Source organism: Bacteroidota bacterium, assembly GCA_020402865.1.
In the GTDB taxonomy this organism is placed as follows: domain Bacteria; phylum Bacteroidota; class Bacteroidia; order Palsa-965; family Palsa-965.
Map to the genome: position 1 here is coordinate 26,437 of JADBYT010000023.1, position 23,146 is coordinate 49,582.

Genomic DNA, 23,146 nt, shown 5'->3' on the forward strand with positions numbered 1-23,146 from the left:
AAACAGAAACTATAAACTAAATACAAACAATATCGTTAAATATGTAAACACCTTAAACCTCACATATGAAAATCCGGTTTATTCTTTTTGTTACCCTTGCTCTTATTTATGGGTATTGCGGCTGTAAGTGTAAAGAACTCGATGTGGCAAAAGCGATAAACGATATTAAAGTCCCTGTAAAAGTTCTGGGTGACGATGTAATTTATACAGAACGGCAGGTAATCGATTTAAGAACGCAACAGCCGATAACTATTCAGTTAAAAATGGATATTGTTTGTCACCGGGACGATCCTGCTAATGGCACACCGAGGCCGTTAATTATTTTCTTTCATGGATTCAATCCTATTGAATATTTCAAGCACGGATCCGAATCATATAAATATTACAAGCAGGATGCTCATAGTCATTTGATGCTCGAATTTGCCAGAAAGCATCATTGTGTAGTGGCATTAGTTCAATATGTTACAACTACACTTAAATGGGATGATTTTGCATTAAATTTTCATAATAACATACCATGTAAAGTTAATGGTATGGATATAGCACCGTTAGTTGATACATTGGAAGAGAAGCGCAATACCTATTTTGCAATCTCTCAGGGGAAAGATGCTGTTCGTTTCCTTAAATCGAAACATGCAGAGTATAATATTGATATAAACAATATCACATTGGTGGGATTCAGCGCCGGAGGTGGAATTGCTGCTGGTACGGGTTTCATAACCGATACCGCATTCCGGCCAGTCTGGTCGTATGTACAAACTTCAATCACATACAATTCAACAAATCAATTTCCTGCTCAGGGATTCAATTTATTATTAGGTTTACTCAAACTAGAAGTCAAACTAAACCGCGTAAAATACTGTAATCCGATAAATAACTTGCCCACTACATTCCCCAATCCTATTCCCCGAATCGATTTGGGCAGTATAGAAGGAAGAAACACCAGTACATATAATTCATCAGTAAAAAATGTGGCTTTACTTTGTTCCGGATTCCCCAATTTGGTAAGTATAAAAGCAGGCGGGCCTCGTTTATTTGTTTTCGGTCATGATAATGACGAGAGACTGGTTCCACTATTAGAAGAAACGAAATTTAGTTGCTCAAATAAAAAACCGTTTTCTATTTTCAGCGAAATAATTACCAAGGCCAAAGCAGCAGGTTATCAGGAAGGTGTAAATCTGAAAAGTGTACAGGCAAATAATAATAGTCACAACTATTCAGACACAGGTACACTGCAAGGCAGCTACATCACTGTTATAGATGCAATATGGGCATTCATTAAATAGCGAAAAAAGCAGAAATTATATCTTCCGCTGCTGATTAAAGATAGACAATATCCAAAATTCACCTGATCTGCCGCTACTGTTTTACCTGTCAAACGAATCTGTATCTTTATGATATCCAATAATTAATATCATGAAAGGCATTAGTTTTATTATTGACGAAAAAAACAGAAAAAAATCTGTGGTGATTGATCTTCGTACAATCGCAAAACACGAAGAAGAAGTGTATGAGCTCATCGACACATTGATTGCCGAATCCAGACAAGGCGGAGAAGTTATCGCCTGGGAATCGGCAAAAAAACAATTGAATCGTAAGAAGTGAGTAAATACATCATCAATATCGATAAACGTGCGTTGAAAGAATTAATGGATATTAACGCGCGTGACAGACAGAAAATTATTCAGCTTATTGAAGATCTAGCCACAAGTCCCAGACCACAAGGTTGTAAGAAACTGGCGGGTCAGAAATCTGATTTCTGGAGAGTACGCTCAGGCAATTACAGAATAATTTATTCTATTGAGGATAATATTCTGACTGTTACTGTAATTCGCATCGGACATCGCAGGGATGTTTACGGATAACGTTACATCTTCCGCAACTGCTCGCGGAATGATTTAAGGAACTTGGTGGCATACACAAAATCCGAAAGCTCTTTCACATCAGCCGTCAGGATTTCGTGGCGGTTGCCTTCCCATAGTTTTGCGCCTTTGTGTAAAAAGGCAATCTTATCGCCTATTTCAAGCACCGAGTTCATATCGTGAGTAATGACAATGGTTGTCATTTTATACTCCTCGGTAATTTCCTGAATCAGTTCGTCTATGCGGATGGCAGTAAGCGGATCGAGGCCGGAGTTGGGCTCGTCGCAAAACAGGTAACGCGGTTTGAGCGAAATGGCGCGGGCAATGGCTACACGCTTTTTCATACCGCCGCTTATTTCGGCAGGATAAAGTTTGGCGGCATGCGGCAGGTTTACACGCTCAAGGCAAAACATCACGCGGTCAAGCTGTTCGGCCTCGGTCATGTTGGTAAACATCTTGAGCGGAAACTTTACGTTTTCCTCCACCGTCATCGAATCAAACAACGCACCGCCCTGAAACAGCATGCCTATTTGCTGGCGCACATCCTTGCGGGCCTCAAAATCCATGTGCAGGAAGTCTTTACCGTCGTAAAGTACTTCGCCGGTTTCGGGCGTGATGAGACCTACCATGCATTTTGAAAGCACCGATTTACCTGTTCCGCTTTCGCCAATAATGAGATTGGGTTTGCCCTGCTCGAAGGTGAAGGAGAAATCGCGCAGCACGACTTTCTCACCAAATGCTTTGTTCAGATTCTTTACCTCGATCATGCCAGCAGGAGTTGGGTGAGCAGAAAGTTGAAACAAAGCAGGGCGATGATGCTGTACACCACGGCATTCGTGCTCGACTGCCCTACTTCCAGCGAGCCTCCTTTGGTGTAGTAGCCGTGATAAGCTGAAACAGAAGGAATGATGAAGCCAAACACAGCTGTTTTGATCAACGCATAAAACACATTGTACGGGCGGAATTCATACTGAATGCCATAGATGAATTCATAAGGCGTAACTACACCAGCCGCAACGCCCAGCACAAAGCCGCCTATATGCCCCAGAAACATCGAAATCATTACAATGAACGGGAAAATAGCCACCGAAGCCGCTACCTTGGGAAGTATCAGAAAGCTGGCCGAATTTACGCCCATTACATCCAGCGCATCAATCTGCTCGGTTACGCGCATGTTGCCAATTTCGGAAGCAATGCTCGAACCTACTTTGCCGGCAAGGATAAGACTAACAATGGTGGGCGAAAATTCGAGAATGATGGAATCACGTGCGGCAAGACCAACGGCGTAAAGCGGAATCCACGGACTTTCAAAACCAAACGCAGCCTGAATGGTAATTACCGCGCCCATAAACACCGAAATAATAGCCACAATGCCCAATGAGCCGATGCCAATGGCATCCACTTCATGGAAGAAGCGTTGCCAGAAGATTTTCCGCTTTTCGGGACGGCGGAAAACCTGGCTCATCAGCAGCCAGTAGCGGCCTATATGATAAAAGAGTCGGACCGGATTCATTCGAGAGAGGCAAAAATAGCGATTATTTCGGGGCTAAGTGTTGTCCTTTTGTTGACTATCGCTCAACGAATCGCATTCACATGTCCGTATTGTCTGATAAGTGCGCCACCTGTGCAGATTGATCGGTATTCGATCTGATAAACATACGTGTCGATTTGAACGGTATTGCCTTTGTACGTTCCGTTCCAGCCGTTCACGATATCGGTAGTTTCGTATAGAAGCAGACCCCAGCGGTCAAAAATGAGGAGGCGAAAATCTGTAATACCTTCTCCATATGCCGTAAACCTATCGTTGTTGCCATCCCCATTGGGGGTGAATGTATTGGGAATATACAAAGAGCCTTCACCCGCAATGCCTGTTATTTCTACAGTATCAGCAATAACGCAAACACCGGCAGTTACAAGCACAGTATAAACACCCGGCTCACTAACGACAATGCTGCTTGTGGTGGCACCCGTATTCCAAAGCCATGCCGTTGCGCCCGCAACCGAAGCATCAAGCTCAAGTCGTAAACCGCCGCAGAGCGTGAGCTCAGATGGCAGCCCCGGCCGCAACAGGTAAAAAACATTCACCGTATCGGAAGCCAAACAGTTCGCCAAACTTACTTGCACCGCGTAGATGCCTGAACTATCCGGTAAAATAGTTTGCGTTTGTTCGCCTGTGTTCCAGGCAAAAACAGCACCGGGATTTCCGGCATCCAGCACCAGCACATTATCAGGGCAAACCAACGAGTCTGGCCCGAGATTTACTAATGGCACAGGATCAACCTGCACTATAATTGAATCACGAAGTACACATGGTGGCGTGGTAGTTTCAACCCAATAGAGTCCGGGAGTAGTAACCGTAATTACTGACGCGGTGTCACCGGTGCTCCACAACCAAGTTGCACCCACACCACCATTGAGTTGAACAGTTTGCCCTTGGCAAATGTTTGTATCGTTGCCAATTGCAGGCAGAGGCACAACCTGCACTTGCACACTATCGGTATCATTGCATGTGCCATTGGCCGCTACAACCGAATAGATGCCCGATGCCGAAACCGTAATGGTTTGTGAAGTAGCACCGGTTGACCAAGTGTAAGTGGAAGCAGGTGCGCCAGCGTCAAGCTGCAGCGTTGCCGAACCACATAAGATCGTATCACTGCCCAAATTAACTACGGGAGCAGATTGTACGGTGATTACGAAGGTAGATGTATCTGTATTTGGGCCACAGGTGGGGGTGCCGGTAACAATAAGCGTTACGGTATATGTTCCTGCTTGTGTGAAGGTGTAGCTAGGTTGCTGTAAATTACTCGTATCAGCAGTGGTATTCGGATCACCAAAATTCCAGTTGTATTGAACTTGCGTATTCGCACTAAGCGGTGAAAATACTACAGGTAAAGGAGCACAACCGCTTGCAGGTGTCGGCGAAAATGAAGCATTGATGGCTTGATTTACAGGGCAATTCGGGTCGCGCTGATAGCGCCACAATGCATTGGTGGTATTCCCTAAATTCATCCCGCCGCCAAACATCCATAAATTTCCAGCAAGATCCTGAAAACTGGCGCTGCCACCTGCTGATTGGGGGTAATTAGTGGCTGCAGGAACTTGCAAGATTCCATAGTTACCGGGCTGGCTAAGTGCCAAGGTACCGCTAATCCAATTGAACTGATTAGTAAGTGGATCAAACACCCAAAGGTCTTCAAGTTCACCGGCTAAACTCAAGCCGCCCCATGACCAAAAATATCCACACTCATCAGTCCAGCAAGCCCGGCTTTCATATCGCCCTTGCGGATACGCTGATGTGAACTGACATTGGGTTTGAAAAGTGGATGGTGGATCAGGGAAGTTGGCACCAGCCATCCACGTCCACAAATTTGTGACCGGATCATACATCCACATGTCCGACATTGTAAATATTGGAAAAGCAAGACCGCCATAAAGCCAAAAACGGCCTTGTGCATCTTTCCAGCTTGAGAAGGTGCCACGTCCACCCGGGGTGTTTGTGGTAGCCGGCACTTGCTGCGTTCCGAAGTTGGCAGGGACATTGGGTGTACCGTTCCCGCTCATACACGTCCACCAATTTGTGGCCGGATCGTATTTCCACATATCACTATAAAACGTGCCATTATTGCCATCCATCCCGCCGTAAATCCATAACTCGCCCGAATTACTCACCCAATTTGCACACGCCTCGCTGCGGGGGGGCGGCAAATTTGTAGCGGCGGGCACTTGCAATGTTCCATAATTACCTGCACTGTTAGCTAAATTTGGCCCTTTCATCCATGTCCACTCATTGGTAGCAATCGAGTATTTCCACAAATCATTAAGTACACCAAAATTTCCAACTGCATCCCAGCCTTGCCCTCCGAAAAGCCATAAATCGCCAGCGGTATCGACCCAGGTAGCCGCTCCCCACGAACGCGATCCGGGTATATTTGTTGGCGAAGGCACACTTTGAACGCCGTAGTTGCCTGCTTGCTGTAATCCTGTTGTTCCGCTAACCCAAGTCCAATTATTGGTGATCGGGTCAAACTTCCAAAGTGCCGATGCTTCTTGAGCAGTAACTGCAGTTAACCCGCCAAAGATCCAGAAATTACCTTGCAGGTCAGTCCATTTAGCTGCCTGATAAAGAGCCGGAGGTTCGTTGGTGGGCGCAGGAACACCCTGAATTCCGAAATTCCCTGCTGCGTTATTTACACTACTGCCCTTCATCCACGTCCAAGTACCATTTTGCCCCTGCAGGCCGATACCTGCGGTGAGCATTATCAAGAATGCAAAAAAACGAAAGCCGCTTATGTTCATAATCGCAGTTAGATTATACAACCAAAATAGAACAAGCCTATTATGAAAAAGTTCGTTTTAGATTAAAATTTGCCTGATCTTGAAAAACACTTGGCTGGTGTTGCAAACAACTTAAACAAAAAACGGGAGCCGATTTTGGCTCCCGTTTTTCTGTTTACTGTCCGTGACAGTTTTTATACTTCTTGCCAGATCCGCAGGGGCAAGGATCATTGCGACCTACTTTGGGATCTTGCCGCACTACCTGCTGCACAACGGGCTGTTGACGTTGCTGCGGCATTCCGTTTTCGCCTTGCTGAACGGGTTGCTGTTGCTGCTGCTGCTGTGCGGCTCCAACTTCTTCGCGGGTGGTTTGAAGTTTGGGCTGCTGCGGCTGGCGCGGAGGTGCGTTGCGCAGTTGCTGCTCTTCAATCACATCGGCATCGTTCTTTGGCGGCGCACCGTGATAGAGGAACGATACTATTTCGCGGTTGGTTTCGCCGGCCATGCGTTTGAACAGGTCGAATGATTCGAACTTGTAAATGAGCAGCGGGTCTTTCTGTTCGTACACCGCATTCTGCACGCTCTGCTTCAGGTCGTCCATTTCGCGCAGGTGTTCTTTCCAGGCATCATCAATCATTGAAAGGATGGTGCCTTTTTCAATGGTGGTGATCATTTCGCGGCCCTGCGTTTCGTAGCATTTTTTCAGGTTGGCTACGGCGTGCATGGTTTTGATGCCGTCGGTTACGGGTGTAACAATGTTCTCGTATTGTGCGGCCTGTGTTTCGTACACGTTTTTCACCACCGGCCAGAATTGCGCAGCCATTTCGGCCGATTTCCTGCGGTAATGCTCAAGCACGTGTTCGTAAACGGTTGCCGTAACATCGGCCGGTTTCGAGGCCATGAATTCATCGGCTGTCATGGGCGCTTCGATGCCGAACAAACGCAGGCAGTCGAGCTCAAACTGGCTGAAGTTTTGCGCGTCGTGGGCTTCAGTCACCATTGCATCGCACACATCGTGTACCATGTTGGCAATGTCGAGCTGCAAGCGTTCGCCAAACAAGGCATTGCGGCGTCGCTTATAAATTACTTCGCGCTGCGCATTCATCACATCATCATACTCAATCAAACGCTTACGTGTGCCGAAGTGGTTTTCTTCCACTTTCTTCTGCGCGCGCTCAATTGATTTGGTAATCATGCTGTGCTGGATCACCTCGCCTTCTTTCAGGCCCATGCGGTCCATCATGCGTGCAATACGGTCGGAACCGAACAAGCGCATGAGATCATCTTCAAGCGACACAAAGAACTGTGAAGTACCGGTATCGCCCTGACGACCGGCGCGGCCGCGCAGCTGGCGGTCCACACGGCGGCTTTCGTGGCGCTCCGTACCAATAATGGCCAAACCACCCGCCTCGCGCACACCGGGCCCGAGCTTAATGTCGGTACCACGGCCGGCCATGTTGGTGGCAATGGTTACCGTGCCCGGCAAACCGGCTTCGGCAACAATTTCGGCCTCGCGCTGGTGCTGTTTGGCGTTAAGTACATTGTGCTTGATGTTGCGGAGTTTGAGCATACGGCTCAGCAACTCCGAAATTTCTACCGAGGTAGTACCCACCAGCACCGGACGGCCTTCGCCCACACACTTCACAATTTCATCAATCACCGCATTGTACTTCTCGCGCTTGGTTTTATACACCAGGTCTTCGCGGTCTTTACGCACAATGGGCTTGTTGGTGGGAATAGTAACTACGTCGAGTTTATAGATTGTCCAGAATTCCTGCGCTTCCGTTTCGGCCGTACCGGTCATACCGGCCAGCTTGTGATACATACGGAAGTAATTCTGAAGTGTAATGGTGGCGTAGGTTTGCGTGGCCGCCTCTACCTTTACATTCTCTTTCGATTCAATAGCCTGATGCAATCCGTCGGAATAACGGCGGCCATCAAGAATACGGCCGGTCTGCTCGTCCACAATCTGCACCTTGCCGTTCATCACCACATACTCCACATCTTTTTCAAACAGGCAGTAGGCTTTGAGCAACTGCTGCATGGAGTGTACGCGTTCCGACTTGATGTTGTAATCGCGGATGAATTCTTCTTTGGCTACAAGGCGTTCTTTCTCGTCGCTGTGCTTGCGTTCGAGTTCCACGAGTTCGGCGGCAAGGTCGGGCAGAACAAAGAAGTGATGATCTTCGAGATTTTTTGAAATAAGGTCGATGCCTTTTTCAGTGAGTTCGATGGTATTGTGTTTCTCATCGATCACGAAATAAAGTTCGGCATCCACTTTATGCATTTCGCGCTGCTGATCCTGCATGTAGAAGTTTTCGGTCTTCTGCAGCAGGGCCTTAACACCCTGTTCGCTGAGGAACTTGATGAGGGCTTTGTTTTTGGGTAAACCGCGGTAGCAGCGCAGCAGGGCCATACCTGCTTCTTTTTCCTTTTCTTTATTGCTCTCGGCTTCGGCAAAAAGTTTTTTGGCGTCGGCCAGAATGGTGTTGAGGTACGAGCGTTGCGCGTTTACCAATGTTTCCACGCGCGGCTTGAGCTCGTGAAACATGTGGTTATCGCCTTTGGGTGTGGGACCGGCAATGATGAGCGGCGTACGCGCATCGTCGATAAGCACGGAATCCACCTCATCCACAATGGCGAAGTGATGTTTGCGCTGTACAAGCTCTTCGGGTCCGCGGGCCATGTTGTCGCGCAGGTAATCGAAGCCAAATTCGTTGTTGGTGCCGTAGGTAATATCAGCAAGGTAGGCCTGTCGGCGCGGGAACGAGTTCGACTCGTGCATGTCGATGCAATCAACCGTAAGGCCGAGGAATTCAAACAGCGGGCCGTTCCACTCGGAGTCGCGCCGGGCGAGGTAGTTGTTAACGGTAACCACGTGTACACCGCGGCCGGCAAGGGCGTTGAGGTAAACGGGCAATGTAGCAACGAGGGTTTTACCTTCGCCGGTAGCCATTTCGGCAATTTTGCCCTGGTGCAGCACGGTACCGCCAATAAGCTGTACATCGTAATGCACCATGTTCCACTTCACTTCCACGCCGGCAGCCATCCACGAATTTTTCCAGATGGCTTTATCGCCTTCAATGCGGATGTGCGGACGTTTAACGGCGAGGTTGCGGTCGTGTTCGGTGGCGGCCACCACCAGTTCGTCGTTTTCGGCCAGGCGGCGCGAGGTTTCTTTTACCACGGCAAAAGCCTCGGGAAGTATTTCGAGCAGCACTTCCTCAATTTTCTTGAGCAGGTCTTTTTCAATGCTGTCGGCCTCGGCAAACAAACGCTCCTGTTCTTCGATCGGGGTTTCGGGGTTTTCGGCCTTTGCCTTGAGCCGGGCAATTTCGGCCTCTTCCGTGCCTATGTATTCGTTGATACGTTTGCGAAACTCAGTTGTTTTACCGCGAAGCTGATCGATGGTAAGCGACCGGAGTTCATCGGCAAAACCCAGGGTTTTAGTCACATAAGGCATTACCTCCTTTACATCGCGTTCCGATTTGGAACCGCCCAGGAGTTTGGAAATACTTTTAACGATGTTATCGAACATGAGCGTAACTTGTAAACTGCCGCCAAAGCCTTACACCGGCTTGCGCGCAGGATTGCAAAAGTAGCATTTTCTGCCGGACGTTCCGGCGAAAACACGTTGCAGGTGTTCATCAATGATCGTTCCGGGTAAGATATTCGGTGGAATAGCTGACAAACTTACCGCCTCCGCCATCGGGTTAAGCCTAAATGGCAGCAAACACGACAGGGAAACCTGCACGGGTTTCCCTGTTGCACCGCATCAGCGGTAACCTGATTTTCAAGAAGTTAAAAGAAGATGTTAGTATTCGTCTTCGTTGAAGAAGAAGTCTTCTTTAGTCGGGTAATCGGGCCAGATTTCTTCGATTGATTCGTAGGCTTCGCCTTCGTCTTCAATTTCCTGCAGGTTCTCAATCACTTCCATCGGCGCACCGGAGCGGATGGCGTAGTCGATTAATTCCTCTTTCGTAGCCGGCCAGGGAGCATCTTCAAGATAAGAAGCAAGTTCAAGGGTCCAATACATACGCGAAGGGTATTAAATGTTTTGTTTTGTTACAACGAGGATTTAATTGAAATGTTACATCATGCAAAAGCAGATGCTGTTTCTCCTCAATATTCGTGCAAAAGTAAAATTTTATGCAGGCGAAAGTACAGCCGCCTCTAAATTTTACGAATACCTATTGTTATGATAATCAAACAATTAAGTAGTTTTCAACAAAAACACGTACTTCTTACGGCTCACATTCTTGGTTTCCAGGGTGTTTCCGTTGCACCCAGATCATGTGTAAGCTTCCGCGAAAGCACAAAAAGATAGTCGGAAAGCCGGTTTAAATATTGCGTAATCAGGGCACTTACTCCGGCTGTTTCGCTGAGGTGAGTAACGTTGCGCTCGGCACGCCGGCACACACAGCGGGCCACGTGGCAGTGCGATACAGTTATGTGACCGCCCGGCAACACAAAGCTGCGCATAGGCGGCAAATGCTCGTTCATGGCATCAATAGCCTGTTCGAGGCGTGAAATGTCGGCCGCTTCCAGTTCGGGCAGTTTCATTTTCGACTTTTCCGGATCGGCAGCCAGCAGCGAACCCATTGTAAAGAGCCGGTCCTGAATTTCAATCAGCAACGCGGTTACGGCTTCTTCCGCAATGGAATCGCGCAACACGCCGATCCACGAGTTGAGTTCATCAACCGTGCCGTATGCTTCAATGCGGATGTGATGTTTGGGCACGCGTGTACCGCCTATGAGCGAGGTCTGGCCTTTATCGCCTGTTTTGGTGTAAATCTTCATAACTACTGTTGCACAACAAAGCGCCCGGCAGTTTGTTCGCCGCGGCTGTTCTGCACCCCGAAGATATACACTGCGGGCGAGAGTGCCGAAAAATCCGGTGTTTTATGGTCTCTGACAATCCGGGCTTTTCAACAATTAATTCAAATCAGTAAGCAGCTTGAGCTGAATGCCAGTATAGCCGGAATCAATACGTGAAAGATAGGCTCTGAATCCGGGATTAATCCATCCTCCAAGTTCGTATATCAACCTGCGTATATCGGTAGCGGCCTGCGGACAACTATTCCCAATACGGTTAAAGCATACCGGTTCGTGATGGCTGATCCGGTTTCTGAAATCACGTATCTGCCGGAGTTTGGGCATGAGAATGATTTCATTGGTTCCGGCCGGAGCATGTGGGAAAGCTTTTAACGGAACTTGCTTGAGTGTATGGAAATAGCGTTTATCAAACATAATTGTCCAGAACCCGAAAGTTTGCTCTGCAATTACGCGTCCCGAAGTAAGCGGAGGTTTACTGGCCGATCGCTTTAAACGTTGTTTTGCTTTCTCAACTTCGTCATAAAGAAAACGCTCTGGTATTACTCTGCCGTTTACTTTTTTCACCCCTAAAGAAGATGAAATCATAAACCCGTTTTGCTGGTTGAGAATCCAGTCGGGATCATTAAAATGCATCGTTAACTCCCTGTGAATTACATTGCGAAGGCCTACTTCAAAAAGACTGAATAAAGGGAGAAATGATTTACTTAGTTTAAGATTAATGCGATATAGTTTTTTTGCCTTATTTTTGTCATATTTACAGGCAAACAAGTAGCGGTTCATGCGCTCCTGTGAGAGAAATTGTTCGTAATCCTTGTACTGCATATTGATTTAAAAGCATAATAATAAATGAATGCAGGGATATAGTCATTTACAAATGCTTAATCAACTAAATCTGTTAAAAAGTTTTTACATCTCTGAATAAGAAACGGAAAAAGTTATATATTTGTGTGTGCGATCTGATAAAGCCTCTTGGCTCCGGCCAACGTAATCAGACAAAAGATCAAGTTGCTTCGGCAGCTTTTAAAAGACCCGGCTCGTCCGGGTCTTTGCTTTTTATTTCGCCAGTGCCCGCTGAATCTGCGGGTTCAATTCATCACTTTCTATCAAACCATCTTTCACGCGCACAATACGGTGGGCGTGGCGGGCAATGTCTTCTTCGTGGGTAACGACGATAATGGTATTGCCGGCCTGATGAATGGTTTCAAACATGCCCATAATTTCAATGGAGGTGCGTGAATCGAGGTTGCCGGTGGGTTCGTCGGCGAGGATGATGGCGGGATCGTTTACCAATGCGCGGGCAATGGCCACACGCTGGCGCTGGCCGCCGGAGAGTTCGTTGGGGCGGTGGTGCATGCGGTCTTTCAGGCCTACTTTTTCGAGGGCAAGTTCGGCGCGTTGCTGGCGTTCGCTGCGGCTCATACCGGCATACACCAGCGGCAGCATTACATTTTCCAGCGCGGTGCTGCGCGGCAAAAGGTTAAAGGTTTGGAATACAAAACCAATTTCCTTGTTGCGCACCGCCGCAAGCTCATTGTCATTCATATTGGCCACCGATTTGCCGTTGAGCACATACTCGCCGTCTGAGGGCGTATCCAAACAGCCCAGCACATTCATGAGTGTAGATTTGCCCGAACCCGAAGGGCCCATAAGCGCCACGTATTCGTTCTTGTAAATATCAAGCGAAATGCTGCGCAACGCATAAATAATTTCACCGCCCAGCGAATACGAGCGGGCAATATTGCGCAAACTGATAATTAACTGTGCATCGGCCATTGGCATAAAGGTAAGCGGTTTATTGGCCAAAAATTATCACATTTCACCTAAAATTATTTCGGTTTACATTGCCTTTCCGGTTGCGTTCAATTAATTTGGCCATTCAATCCATTCATTACGCACACAAAAAATCCACACATGAACATTGAACAAATTACTCCGCTCATCGAAGCCAGCTTAGCCGGTTTGAAATTAGACCCCGCCCAATGCCGCAACGAAAAACCCGGCCAATGGTCGTACCGCAGCCAGAAAGCAGATGTATGGATTGATGTATTCACCTTTCAGGACAGACCCGAAAAATATTATTTACAGGTAATGAGTCCGCTTTGCCTGGTGGCTGATCTTCGCCGCGAAGAGTTCCTGCTCGATATTCTGGAAATAAACTACAAACTGGTAGGCTGCTGGATTGCCAAACGCAACGACTGGCTGTATGTGCTCAACCTGCGCGAAACGGAAAACATCGACCAGAGCGAGATTGACGCTACGCTTGACCGTGTTTCCTACTACTGCAATGATTATCTGGCCAAACTCAGCTTCAAGTATGAAGGCTGCTGGACGCCCAAGCCGGTGGAAGGCGGACGTGGGTAAGCTTTTCGCATATACAATAAATGCAAACACATTATCCCGTTTAATTGGGGTGATGTGTTTGTTTTTATTAGTAACGCTAAGCTGCAATCCAGAAAAAAATCAACCTGCGAAATCTGAAGAAAAGGCGTTTATTAAAATTGATTTTGCGTGGATCTATAATCACGGATCTTATGGGGGAATAATAATTGACAGTAATGGGCTTTCGCAGGTATATACCAATTTCAAAGATTCAGCCTATGTTCATAAAACACTTTTTCCTGACTCAATTCTTAATCAAATAAAATCGCTTATTCCTGCTTTACCCGATAACTATACTTGTCCATACTGTCTGGATAACGATACTACGTCATCACTTTGTATCGATGCTGCTTATGCTGAGATTTATATTTACACTCCAAACGGCCAAAAAAAATCACGTTGCTACATTACTGAATATTCTGACCGCATTAATATCAGCGGCAAACAGCCTCAGCTCAGTATATTAAATTTTTTTTACAGTTTACATCATCAGTATCCTATGATTCCTTCTCAGGATGGTTCATTGCCCCAAAGCCCGTTAATTGATACGTTAAAATCAAAGCTCCCACCAATTGGACCTCCTATACGTTTTGAGGATTTGGAAGACGGCGCTTGATTAAACACGATTTTTCCTGTAGATATATACAGGGATTGATTGTCAAAGACAATGCATAGTGCATCAAAGGCGCGGCGTGATGCATCACGCCGCGACAAGTGATTTATTCCCCAATTTTTCCACAACCTGCACAATGATGTTCACACGATGAAACCGAATCGGGCTTTTGTGCCTAATTTTACATCGTGAACGATAATTACCTCGACGAACTCAACGAGATACAGCGCGAAGCTGTAACTGCTACCGACGGGCCTTTGATGATTGTGGCGGGCGCCGGCTCAGGCAAAACGCGCGTGCTCACTTACCGCATTGCCCACCTCATCCGCCTCGGTGCGGATCCGTTTAACATACTTGCCCTCACCTTTACCAACAAAGCCGCGCGCGAAATGAAAGAGCGTATTGGCCGTATTGTGTCTAAAGGCGAAGCACGAAATATCTGGATGGGCACTTTCCACTCCGTGTTTGCGCGTATCCTGCGCGCAGAGGCCGAAAAATTAGGCTATCCCGCCAACTTCACCATTTACGATACCGACGATTCAAAGAGCCTCATCAAAACCATTCTCAAGGAACAGGGACTTGATGACAAAGTATATAAACCGGCAATGGTGCTCAGCCGGATTTCGGCCGCAAAAAACAACCTGATTTCTGCGCAGGCCTATCTTCAAAACAACAATGTAATTGAAGAAGACCGGCAAAGCGGAAAGCCAAAAATCGGCATCATTTACGAGCAATACGCCAGGCGCTGCTTCAAAGCCGGCGCAATGGATTTCGACGACCTGCTCTTTAATACCAATATTCTCCTGCGCGATTTTCCGGAAGTGCTTAACAAGTATCAGGACAAGTTCCGCTACATTATGGTGGATGAGTATCAGGATACCAACTTCTCACAGTATGTAATTGTAAAACAGCTTGCCGCCAGGTTTCAGAATATTTGTGTGGTGGGCGATGACGCGCAGTCGATTTACGCATTCCGCGGCGCCAATATTCAAAACATCCTCAGCTTTGAGCGCGATTATCCTGATCTTAAAACCGTAAAACTCGAACAGAATTACCGCAGCACACAACACATTGTAAAAGCAGCCAACGCCGTAATTAAAAACAACCGCGAACAGCTGGAGAAAAATGTATGGACGGCCAATGCCGACGGCGATAAAATTGGTTTGATGAAAGCCGCCACCGACAATGAAGAAGGTCAGCTGGTGGCGCGGCATATTTTCGAACTCAAAATGCAGCACCAGTTGCACAATAAAGAGTTCGCCATTTTGTACCGTACCAATGCGCAGAGCCGTAGCATGGAAGAAGCCCTGCGCCGGCTCAATATTCCTTACCGCATTTACGGCGGCACTTCATTTTATCAGCGCAAGGAAGTAAAAGACATGCTCGCTTACTACCGCATGTGCATCAATCCGCACGATGAGGAGGCGCTGAAACGCATTATCAACTATCCCGCGCGCGGAATCGGCGATACCACGCTTGATAAAATTACCATTGCCGCCCGCGACAATGATGTGAGCCTGTTTACCGTGTGCGAAAACATTGCCGAATTCGGCCTGCAGGTAAACAGCGGCACGGTACAGAAGATACAGGACTTTGTGGCCATGATCAAGAGCTTTGGCGTAATGCTGCAGGTGCAGAATGCCTACGACCTTGGCCACCACATTGCCAGCCACTCCGGTTTGCTGCGCGAACTGTATTCCGACAAAACGCCCGAAGGCGTTAGCCGCTACGAGAACGTGCAGGAACTGCTCAACGGCCTGAAAGAATTTTCGGATGGCGAAAATGCCCCGCCCATTGATCTGGTGGAGCAAAACGACCCCGAGCTGCAACGCATTGAACTGGAACAGCAGGCCGAGTTGCATGACGAAGCCAATACAGGTCCGCTGCGCACACTCGATCAGTTCATGCAGGACATTGCCCTGCTTACTGATGCCGACACCAAAGCGCCCGACGCCGATATGGACAAAGTATCGCTCATGACCATACACGCCGCCAAGGGCCTTGAGTTTGGCTACGTGTATATTGTGGGCATGGAAGAAAACCTCTTCCCCTCAGCCATGAGCGTAAATTCACGCGCCGATCTGGAAGAAGAGCGCCGCCTGTTTTACGTGGCCATTACGCGCGCCGAGAAGCGTTGCATGCTCACCTTTGCCAGCACACGCTACCGCTGGGGCAACCTCACCACCTGCGAGCCAAGCCGCTTCATTGAAGAAATTGACACGGATTTTATGGAGTACGCCAACAGCGCCGCCCGCACCGAGTTTAATGGCGGCGGCGCTCAGGCTTCACCCGTGTTCCAGCGCCGTGGTGCGCAGCAGGGCGCAGCTACGCCACAGGTAAACGTTAGCAATGGCCCCGCTCCCAAAAAGAACCTGGTAAAAGTAACCAGCACCGTAAACACTCCCACCGCCCCGCTCGACAACAGCCACCTCAAAAGCCTCGCCGTAGGCATGACCGTGCAGCACGACCGGTTTGGCCGCGGCAAAGTGACAGGACTCGAAGGTGCTTTCCCGAATACGAAAGCCACCGTGCATTTTGATGCAGCCGGACAAAAGCAGCTGCTGCTCAAGTTTGCGAAGCTGGAGATTGTGGGGTGATTTTATAATACTGATAATCAATTTAATATAACATTTTAAATTTAACACATTCCTCAACTCACATAAATCGTATTTTTTTGCTATGTTTGCATTGTGTTGATTTAGTTTAATGGAAGAATATGGGATATCTAGGCTCAGGATGTAAGTTCGAATCTTACAATCAACACTTTTATATTTTAAGGAGGCGGAGAAGTAACAACTACAGAAATGTACTCGGAGACGATTTACGATTTCATGTGAGTTGGTTGTGAATTGCTTTCAGATTTTACATCAACTTCTCCCCTCTTTATTTAAAAGACAATCCCGGCTTTTGGCCGGGACTCCCTAAACTGTTTTCACAGCGGAATAATCCTTATTGTGAATTGCTTTCAGATTGTGATACAAAGTTATAAGCTGATATGAATTAAGCAAGAAAATTCTTGCTTTTTCTTATCCCCAAATCAAAGGATTTTTATTCCCATAAAATTATGGATTGTTTTTAAAATAATTAGTGATAGTTTAGCAGCACCTACACATAAAATTTATGACAAAAATTCTTGGTCTCGATCTTGGCGTTGCCTCCATTGGCTGGGCATATATTGAACAAACAGAAAACGCGGCTAAAATTCTGGGAACCGGCGTTCGCATCATTCCATTGTTTGATGATGAGCGCGATGAGTTTTCGCAGGGCAATGCTATTTCAAAACATCAGAAACGCACATTAAAGCGAACACAACGTAAAGGCTACGACCGCTACCAACTTCGGAAATTTGCGCTTAAAGCAGCATTGGAAAAAATAAATGCGGTGCCTGATGCGACATTATTTTCATTAACATCGGTTGAACTATATGGCTTACGCCACAAAGCGGTAACCGAAAAAATAACACTTCAGGAATTAGGCCGTATTTGGCTGCACCTGAATCAGAAACGCGGATATAAAGGAAGCCGAACTGATGATGCAAACGATACTAAGCAAACGCAGTATGTTGCCGAAGTGAATACACGCTTCAAAACAATTACTGAACTGGGGTTAACAGTTGGTAAGTTTTTTCATAAACAACTTCTTGAAGATCCCAACAAACCAATTAAAGGCGAAGTATTTCCGCGTGAGGCCTACATGCAGGAGTTTGATCTTATTTGGAACAAACAATCGGAATACTACGGTGAATTGCTGAATGATGTTTTAAAAAACGAAATACGTAACCGCATTATCTATTATCAGCGACCTTTAAAATCAAAGAAAGAACTGGTTTCAGTATGCGAATTTGAAGGCAAGTGGTATGAAAAAGGAACTAAAAAACTATTTGCCGGACCTAAGGTTACTCCCCGAAGTGCGCCTTTATTTCAAGTATGTAAACTCTGGGAAAGCATTAATAATATTACGATAAAACACAAAACCGGTTCAGAATATCAGATCAGTAACGAACAGAAAAAAATACTATTCGATTATCTTAATGTCAATTCCAATCTTTCACCAACGGAACTGTTCAAATTACTGAAAATTGGTAAAAATGACGGTTATACGCCCAATGAGCAAATTCGTAAAAAAGGAATACAGGGCAACACCACCAAAGCGGCGATCTTGAATATTCTCAAAGACAATCCTTCGGCTGAATCGCTCACCCGTTTTGAGCTAACTATTGAGCAGTATCAGGAAGAATATGCAGATACGACTACAGGTGAACTCATTAAAATTGATCGTCAGCGCATAACACCTTCTTATGAACAGGAGCCGCTGTACAAACTTTGGCATTTAATTTATTCATCTCAAGAGAAAGACTTGACCGACTTAAAACTCAAATTGCAAAGTGACTTCCCCCTTTCGGAAGAAGAAGCCGAGCAATTATTAAAACTCGATTTTACGCGAGGCGGGCACGGAAATAAAAGCGCACGGGCAATTCGAAACATCTTGCCTTATTTACAGCAAGGAAAAAAATACAGCGAGGCTTGTGCTCTTGCCGGGTACAACCATTCGGACAGCAGAACGAAAGATGAAAATCTGAAACGTGATCTTGAAGAAAAATTATGTCTGCTTCCCAAAAATAGTTTGCGGCAGCCGGTAGTTGAGAAAATTTTGAATCAAATGATTCATTTGGTTAATGCAATTTTGGAAGCGCCTGAATTTGGCCGCCCCGATGAAATACGCGTTGAGCTTGCCCGTGAACTGAAACAAAGTAAAGATGAACGGAATGATGCCTATAATGGAATTAATGAACGGGAACGGGAAAATGAAAAGTTGAGAAAACAATTATTACAGCATCCTGAATTTCAAAAATCATTCGTTTCTAAAAGAGACCTTGATAAATACAGACTATGGCTTGAGTTTGAAGGTATTTCACCCTACGAGCCGAACAAACAGGTTTCTCTTTCTGCATTATTCAGCAATCAATACGATATCGAACATATTATTCCGCGTTCACGTTTATTTGACGATAGTTATTCAAACAAAACATTTTGCAGACGCGAGTTAAACTCTGGCGAAAACGGGAAGAACCAACAAACTGCTTATGAATTTATGCAGTCGAAACCGGAGTTCGATCAGTTTATTGAACTAGTTGAAAAAACCTATAAAACCAAAAAGATTGGCCGGGCCAAACGCGATAAATTATTGATGACCGGCGATAAAATTCCGTCGGGTTTTATTGATCGCCAGTTAAGACAAACCCAATACATCGCCAAAAAAGCACGCGAAATTTTAGATGCGGTTTGTCGCAATGTGCATGCATCAAGCGGCGGCGTAACCGACTATTTGCGCGACCAATGGGGCTACAATGAAATACTTGAACAGCTTCAGCTTGAACGCTACCGTGCAGTTGGCCAGACCGAAATGCGCGACCAAAAAGACAAACAGGGTAATATTATTAAAGTTGAGCGCATAAAAGATTGGTCAAAGCGCGACGATCATCGCCACCATGCCATTGATGCGTTGGTTGTAGCCTGTACAAATGCAAAAATTATTAAGCGGCTGAATGATTTAAACCAAACTGTTGTTGCCGGTAAAAATGAAAGCAAACAAGATGCACTGAAAGCATCGGGCGATATGGGGCTTAAAACATTTATTGCAGGCGAACGAATTTTTAAACCCGCAGAAGTATCAGCAGCCGCAGAACAAATTTTAGTTTCTTACAAACAAGGGCGTAAAGTAACGGCAAAAGCCAAACGCATGGCCAAAGTAGCCGGTGAACTAAAGGTGGTGCAAAAAAACATTCCGGTTCCCAGAGGTCCTTTGCACGAAGAAAGTGTTTACGGAAAGATTAAAGTTCCTAAACGCTGGAAGCTTGATCACCGTTTTGAACTTGCACATTTAATAGCAAACGCTGCACATAAAAAACTCGTTCAGGACAGACTTAAAGCACATAACGGGAATGCCACAAAAGCTTTTTCCGAACCAATTTGGTTAGATAAAAAGCAAACGAAAAAATTAACGCACGTTGAGCTGAATGAATGGCAGTATGTACTTTCCTACTCGCTTTCACAAATCACGAAGCCGGATGATGTAAAATGGATTGTGGATAAAGCTGTACGTGATGTTGTACGTGAGCATTTGGAAAAGCACGAAAACAACGTTAAGAAAGCATTTGGTGACCTCCAAGGCAACCCGGTTTGGCTGAATAAAGAAAAAAATATTCAGGTAAAAAGGGTGAGAATGTTTACCGGTCTTGATGTTGTAGAGCCAATATGGAAAAATGAAAAGGACGAATACATTGGTTTCGTAAAGCCCGGATCAAATCACCATATTGCATTATACATAGATAAAGACGGCAGCATTCAGGAGCATGTCGCTACTTTCTTTCATGCGGTACAGCGAGAATTGAAAGGACTTCCTGCAATTATTAAAAACCCTGCAGATGTGTGGGAGAAAGTTGCTCAGAAAGAAAATATATCGCAGGAGTTTCTTGAAAAATTGCCAGATGCAAACTGGTCATACAAACTAAGTATGAAAGCAAACGACCTTTTTGTTTTTGGATTAGACGGGGATGCTTTAAATGAAGCACTAAGAAGTAATGATCTTACTATACTTGCTAAACATTTATTCAGGGTACGTAAACTAACATCTGGAAATTATTGGTTTCAGCATCATTATGAAACAGAGCCACGCGAATCTGTTGCTGATAAACAAGCAGGAAGAGCTATCCAAGCCAGCAAAAGTACAATGACTGGTATAAAAGTAAAGATCGACCGGCTCGGCCGTATCTCGCTAACCAATGATTAAACGTACCCTCTATTTCGGTAATCCCACCTACCTCTCGCTGCGCCATGCGCAGCTGGTAATCCGTTTGCCCGAAGTGGAAAAAAACGACACACTGCCCGAAACGTTCAAAAAAGAAGCTGTTAAAACAATTCCGGTTGAAGACATAGGCGTAGTGGTGCTCGATCACAAACAAATTACAATTACACAGGCTCTATTGGGCGCACTTCTGGATAATAATGCAGCAGTAATTACCTGCGATGATACGCGCCTGCCGTCGGGCATGCTGCTTCCGCTTGCGGGAAATACCCTGCAAACCGAGCGTTTCAGGGCGCAGATTGACGCCTCCCAACCGTTGAAGAAAAATCTTTGGCAACAAACCGTATCGGCAAAAATTGCCAATCAGGCTGCATTACTGGCCAAACTCGGGAAACCGGTTGACAATATGAAATACTGGAGCAGCAACGTGCTTTCGGGCGATCAGCAAAACCACGAAGCCCGTGCGGCCGCCTGGTACTGGAAAAATCTTTTTCCGCACGAATGGGGGTTTCTGCGCGAACGGAATGGCATTGCGCCCAACAACCTGCTCAATTATGGCTATGCGCTGCTGCGGGCTGTGGTAGCACGTGGTCTGGTAAGCTCCGGTTTGTTACCCACACTGGGCATCCATCACCGGAATAAATACAATGCCTATTGTCTGGCCGACGATATTATGGAACCCTACCGCCCTTTTGTGGACGAAATAGTGGTGAAGATTACCCGTTCGGGAACCGACTTTCAGGAACTCACCAAAGAAATAAAACAGGAGCTTCTGGGTATTCCGGTTATTGACGTGGAGCTTGACGGGGAGTCGAGTCCGCTCATGGTGGGTCTGCAACGTACAACGGCTTCATTAGCCCGTTGTTTTATGGGTGAGGCCCGAAAAATTGTGTACCCCGAATTGAAATGATGCGCCTAAACGCCTATCGCATATTGTGGATTCTTGTTTTTTTCGATTTACCCACCGAAACACAGAAAGACCGTAAGGTGGCGGCTAAATTCCGCAAAGAATTGCTGGAAGACGGATTTACCATGTTTCAGTTTTCCATTTACACACGGCACTGCCCCAGCCGCGAAAATGCCGAAGTACATATAAAACGCGTAAAAAAGATGCTTCCTTCGAAAGGGAAGGTGGGAATTTTAACCATCACCGATAAACAACTTGGGATGATGGAAGTGTTTTTTGGCCGCGACCCGCATACGCCGTTACCCGTTTCCCAGCAGCTGGAATTGTTTTAAATGCCGAACCGGGGCGGATACCCCGGTTCGGCAGGCTGATTTTTCAATCCTGTTTTCAGCCTTAATCTTTTGATCTTCAAAGTTTTAAACCCACCTCTGTTGTGAGCAATCATTACGAAGATACAATCTGAAAGCAAATCACAACGATTAACTCAGTAGGCAGATCATTGTACTGTTGTGAGCAATCATTACGAAGATACAATCTGAAAGCAAATCACAACGCTGCTGAATGCAATTGCGGATATGGAGTGTTGTGAGCAATCATTACGAAGATACAATCTGAAAGCAAATCACAACCGGAATTGCTTCAACAACAGACCAGCGGCTGTTGTGAGCAATCATTACGAAGATACAATCTGAAAGCAAATCACAACAAAACCTGAATGAAACCGCTGACATCGTAGTTGTGAGCAATCATTACGAAGATACAATCTGAAAGCAAATCACAACTTCTGCTTGCCTTTTGATTTCGGCGGCTATGTTGTGAGCAATCATTACGAAGATACAATCTGAAAGCAAATCACAACAAAGTATTCTGTGGTATATTCATTAGTTAAGTTGTGAGCAATCATTACGAAGATACAATCTGAAAGCAAATCACAACTACAGATATGAAATTTATTGCAGGAGGAAGGTTGTGAGCAATCATTACGAAGATACAATCTGAAAGCAAATCACAACTTGCGCCAGTAATTTACAAACGGATTATTTGTTGTGAGCAATCATTACGAAGATACAATCTGAAAGCAAATCACAACTCTGCCGTTTTCTGTTTGAAGTATTGCAGCGTTGTGAGCAATCATTACGAAGATACAATCTGAAAGCAAATCACAACTTGCACCTGATGCTTGGTTAAGAATTCGCAGTTGTGAGCAATCATTACGAAGATACAATCTGAAAGCAAATCACAACGTCTGCGTGTATCGAACCTTAACGCATCGCGTTGTGAGCAATCATTACGAAGATCCAATCTGAAAGCAAATCACAACTCAACCATGTGCATACCCTTTATGCGATTCGTTGTGAGCAATCATTACGAAGATACAATCTGAAAGCAAATCACAACAAGAAACCGACAAACGCAAGTGGATTAAAGGTTGTGAGCAATCATTACGAATATACAATCTGAAAGCAAATC

17 protein-coding genes, 1 tRNA gene and 1 CRISPR repeat array are annotated in these 23,146 nt (G+C 45.9%); of the genes, 10 read left to right on the forward strand and 8 right to left on the reverse strand.

Annotated features, from left to right (window positions below; translation table 11 throughout):
* The first annotated feature begins 65 nt into the window (after positions 1–65).
* From IM638_15040 to IM638_15050, 3 genes are all read left to right on the forward strand, one after another.
* Complete coding sequence (locus IM638_15040; protein MCA6364352.1) at positions 66–1,286, forward strand: hypothetical protein; 1,221 nt, start codon at positions 66–68, stop codon at positions 1,284–1,286.
* A 130-nt stretch (positions 1,287–1,416) separates the two neighbouring features.
* Positions 1,417–1,605, forward strand: a complete 189-nt coding sequence (locus IM638_15045) for a hypothetical protein (protein ID MCA6364353.1) — start codon at positions 1,417–1,419, stop codon at positions 1,603–1,605.
* A 44-nt stretch (positions 1,606–1,649) separates the two neighbouring features.
* Positions 1,650–1,865 carry a type II toxin-antitoxin system RelE/ParE family toxin gene (locus IM638_15050; protein MCA6364354.1) on the forward strand — a complete coding sequence of 72 codons (216 nt, stop codon included), beginning with the start codon at positions 1,650–1,652 and terminating at the stop codon, positions 1,863–1,865.
* Positions 1,866–1,867: 2 nt separating this feature from the next.
* On the opposite strand, the gene IM638_15055 is transcribed toward IM638_15050, so the two are convergent.
* From IM638_15055 to IM638_15090, 8 genes are all read right to left on the reverse strand, one after another.
* The gene (locus IM638_15055) at positions 1,868–2,629 is read right to left on the reverse strand and encodes an ABC transporter ATP-binding protein (protein ID MCA6364355.1); all 762 of its coding nucleotides are present in this window, start codon (positions 2,627–2,629) and stop codon (positions 1,868–1,870) included.
* Positions 2,626–3,375, reverse strand: coding sequence for an ABC transporter permease (locus tag IM638_15060; protein ID MCA6364356.1), 750 nt, complete (start codon positions 3,373–3,375; stop codon positions 2,626–2,628). Before IM638_15060 ends, IM638_15055 begins: the two co-directional genes overlap by 4 nt.
* A 62-nt stretch (positions 3,376–3,437) precedes the next feature.
* Positions 3,438–6,119: a gliding motility-associated C-terminal domain-containing protein gene (locus tag IM638_15065; protein ID MCA6364357.1), complete on the reverse strand. Its 2,682-nt coding sequence runs from the start codon at positions 6,117–6,119 to the stop codon at positions 3,438–3,440.
* A gap of 193 nt (positions 6,120–6,312) precedes the next feature.
* On the reverse strand, positions 6,313–9,675 hold the full coding sequence (gene secA, locus IM638_15070) for a preprotein translocase subunit SecA (GenBank protein ID MCA6364358.1): 3,363 nt from the start codon (positions 9,673–9,675) through the stop codon (positions 6,313–6,315).
* 276 nt (positions 9,676–9,951) lie between these two features.
* Positions 9,952–10,173, reverse strand: a complete 222-nt coding sequence (locus IM638_15075) for a DUF2795 domain-containing protein (protein MCA6364359.1) — start codon at positions 10,171–10,173, stop codon at positions 9,952–9,954.
* A gap of 215 nt (positions 10,174–10,388) precedes the next feature.
* Positions 10,389–10,937 (reverse strand): cob(I)yrinic acid a,c-diamide adenosyltransferase, encoded by a 549-nt coding sequence (locus IM638_15080; GenBank protein ID MCA6364360.1) that lies wholly within the window; start codon positions 10,935–10,937, stop codon positions 10,389–10,391.
* Between the two features lie 135 nt (positions 10,938–11,072).
* Positions 11,073–11,795 (reverse strand): Abi family protein, encoded by a 723-nt coding sequence (locus IM638_15085; protein MCA6364361.1) that lies wholly within the window; start codon positions 11,793–11,795, stop codon positions 11,073–11,075.
* 231 nt (positions 11,796–12,026) lie between these two features.
* Complete coding sequence (locus IM638_15090) at positions 12,027–12,728, reverse strand: ABC transporter ATP-binding protein (GenBank protein MCA6364362.1); 702 nt, start codon at positions 12,726–12,728, stop codon at positions 12,027–12,029.
* A gap of 156 nt (positions 12,729–12,884) precedes the next feature.
* Here IM638_15090 and IM638_15095 point away from each other — a divergent pair, with 156 nt between their 5' ends.
* The 7 genes from IM638_15095 to cas2 all read left to right on the forward strand — a co-directional run bounded on the left by IM638_15095 (position 12,885) and on the right by cas2 (position 22,008).
* Entirely contained in the window at positions 12,885–13,334 is a 450-nt protein-coding gene (locus tag IM638_15095) for a YbjN domain-containing protein (GenBank protein MCA6364363.1), read from the forward strand.
* Complete coding sequence (locus IM638_15100) at positions 13,288–13,968, forward strand: hypothetical protein (GenBank protein ID MCA6364364.1); 681 nt, start codon at positions 13,288–13,290, stop codon at positions 13,966–13,968. The genes IM638_15095 and IM638_15100 overlap by 47 nt, the downstream gene beginning before the upstream one ends.
* Before the next feature lie 182 nt (positions 13,969–14,150).
* Positions 14,151–16,562: a UvrD-helicase domain-containing protein gene (locus IM638_15105; GenBank protein ID MCA6364365.1), complete on the forward strand. Its 2,412-nt coding sequence runs from the start codon at positions 14,151–14,153 to the stop codon at positions 16,560–16,562.
* A 95-nt stretch (positions 16,563–16,657) separates the two neighbouring features.
* Positions 16,658–16,728, forward strand: a tRNA-Tyr gene (locus IM638_15110).
* Positions 16,729–17,085: 357 nt separating this feature from the next.
* Positions 17,086–20,754 (forward strand): type II CRISPR RNA-guided endonuclease Cas9, encoded by a 3,669-nt coding sequence (gene cas9 / locus IM638_15115; GenBank protein ID MCA6364366.1) that lies wholly within the window; start codon positions 17,086–17,088, stop codon positions 20,752–20,754.
* On the forward strand, positions 20,747–21,679 hold the full coding sequence (gene cas1, locus IM638_15120) for a type II CRISPR-associated endonuclease Cas1 (GenBank protein MCA6364367.1): 933 nt from the start codon (positions 20,747–20,749) through the stop codon (positions 21,677–21,679). The genes cas9 and cas1 overlap by 8 nt, the downstream gene beginning before the upstream one ends.
* Positions 21,676–22,008: a CRISPR-associated endonuclease Cas2 gene (gene cas2 / locus IM638_15125; protein MCA6364368.1), complete on the forward strand. Its 333-nt coding sequence runs from the start codon at positions 21,676–21,678 to the stop codon at positions 22,006–22,008. Before cas1 ends, cas2 begins: the two co-directional genes overlap by 4 nt.
* 98 nt (positions 22,009–22,106) lie before the next feature.
* Positions 22,107–22,997: a CRISPR direct-repeat array (repeat unit 47 nt; unit sequence GTTGTGAGCAATCATTACGAAGATACAATCTGAAAGCAAATCACAAC).
* Positions 22,998–23,146: the final 149 nt, after the last annotated feature.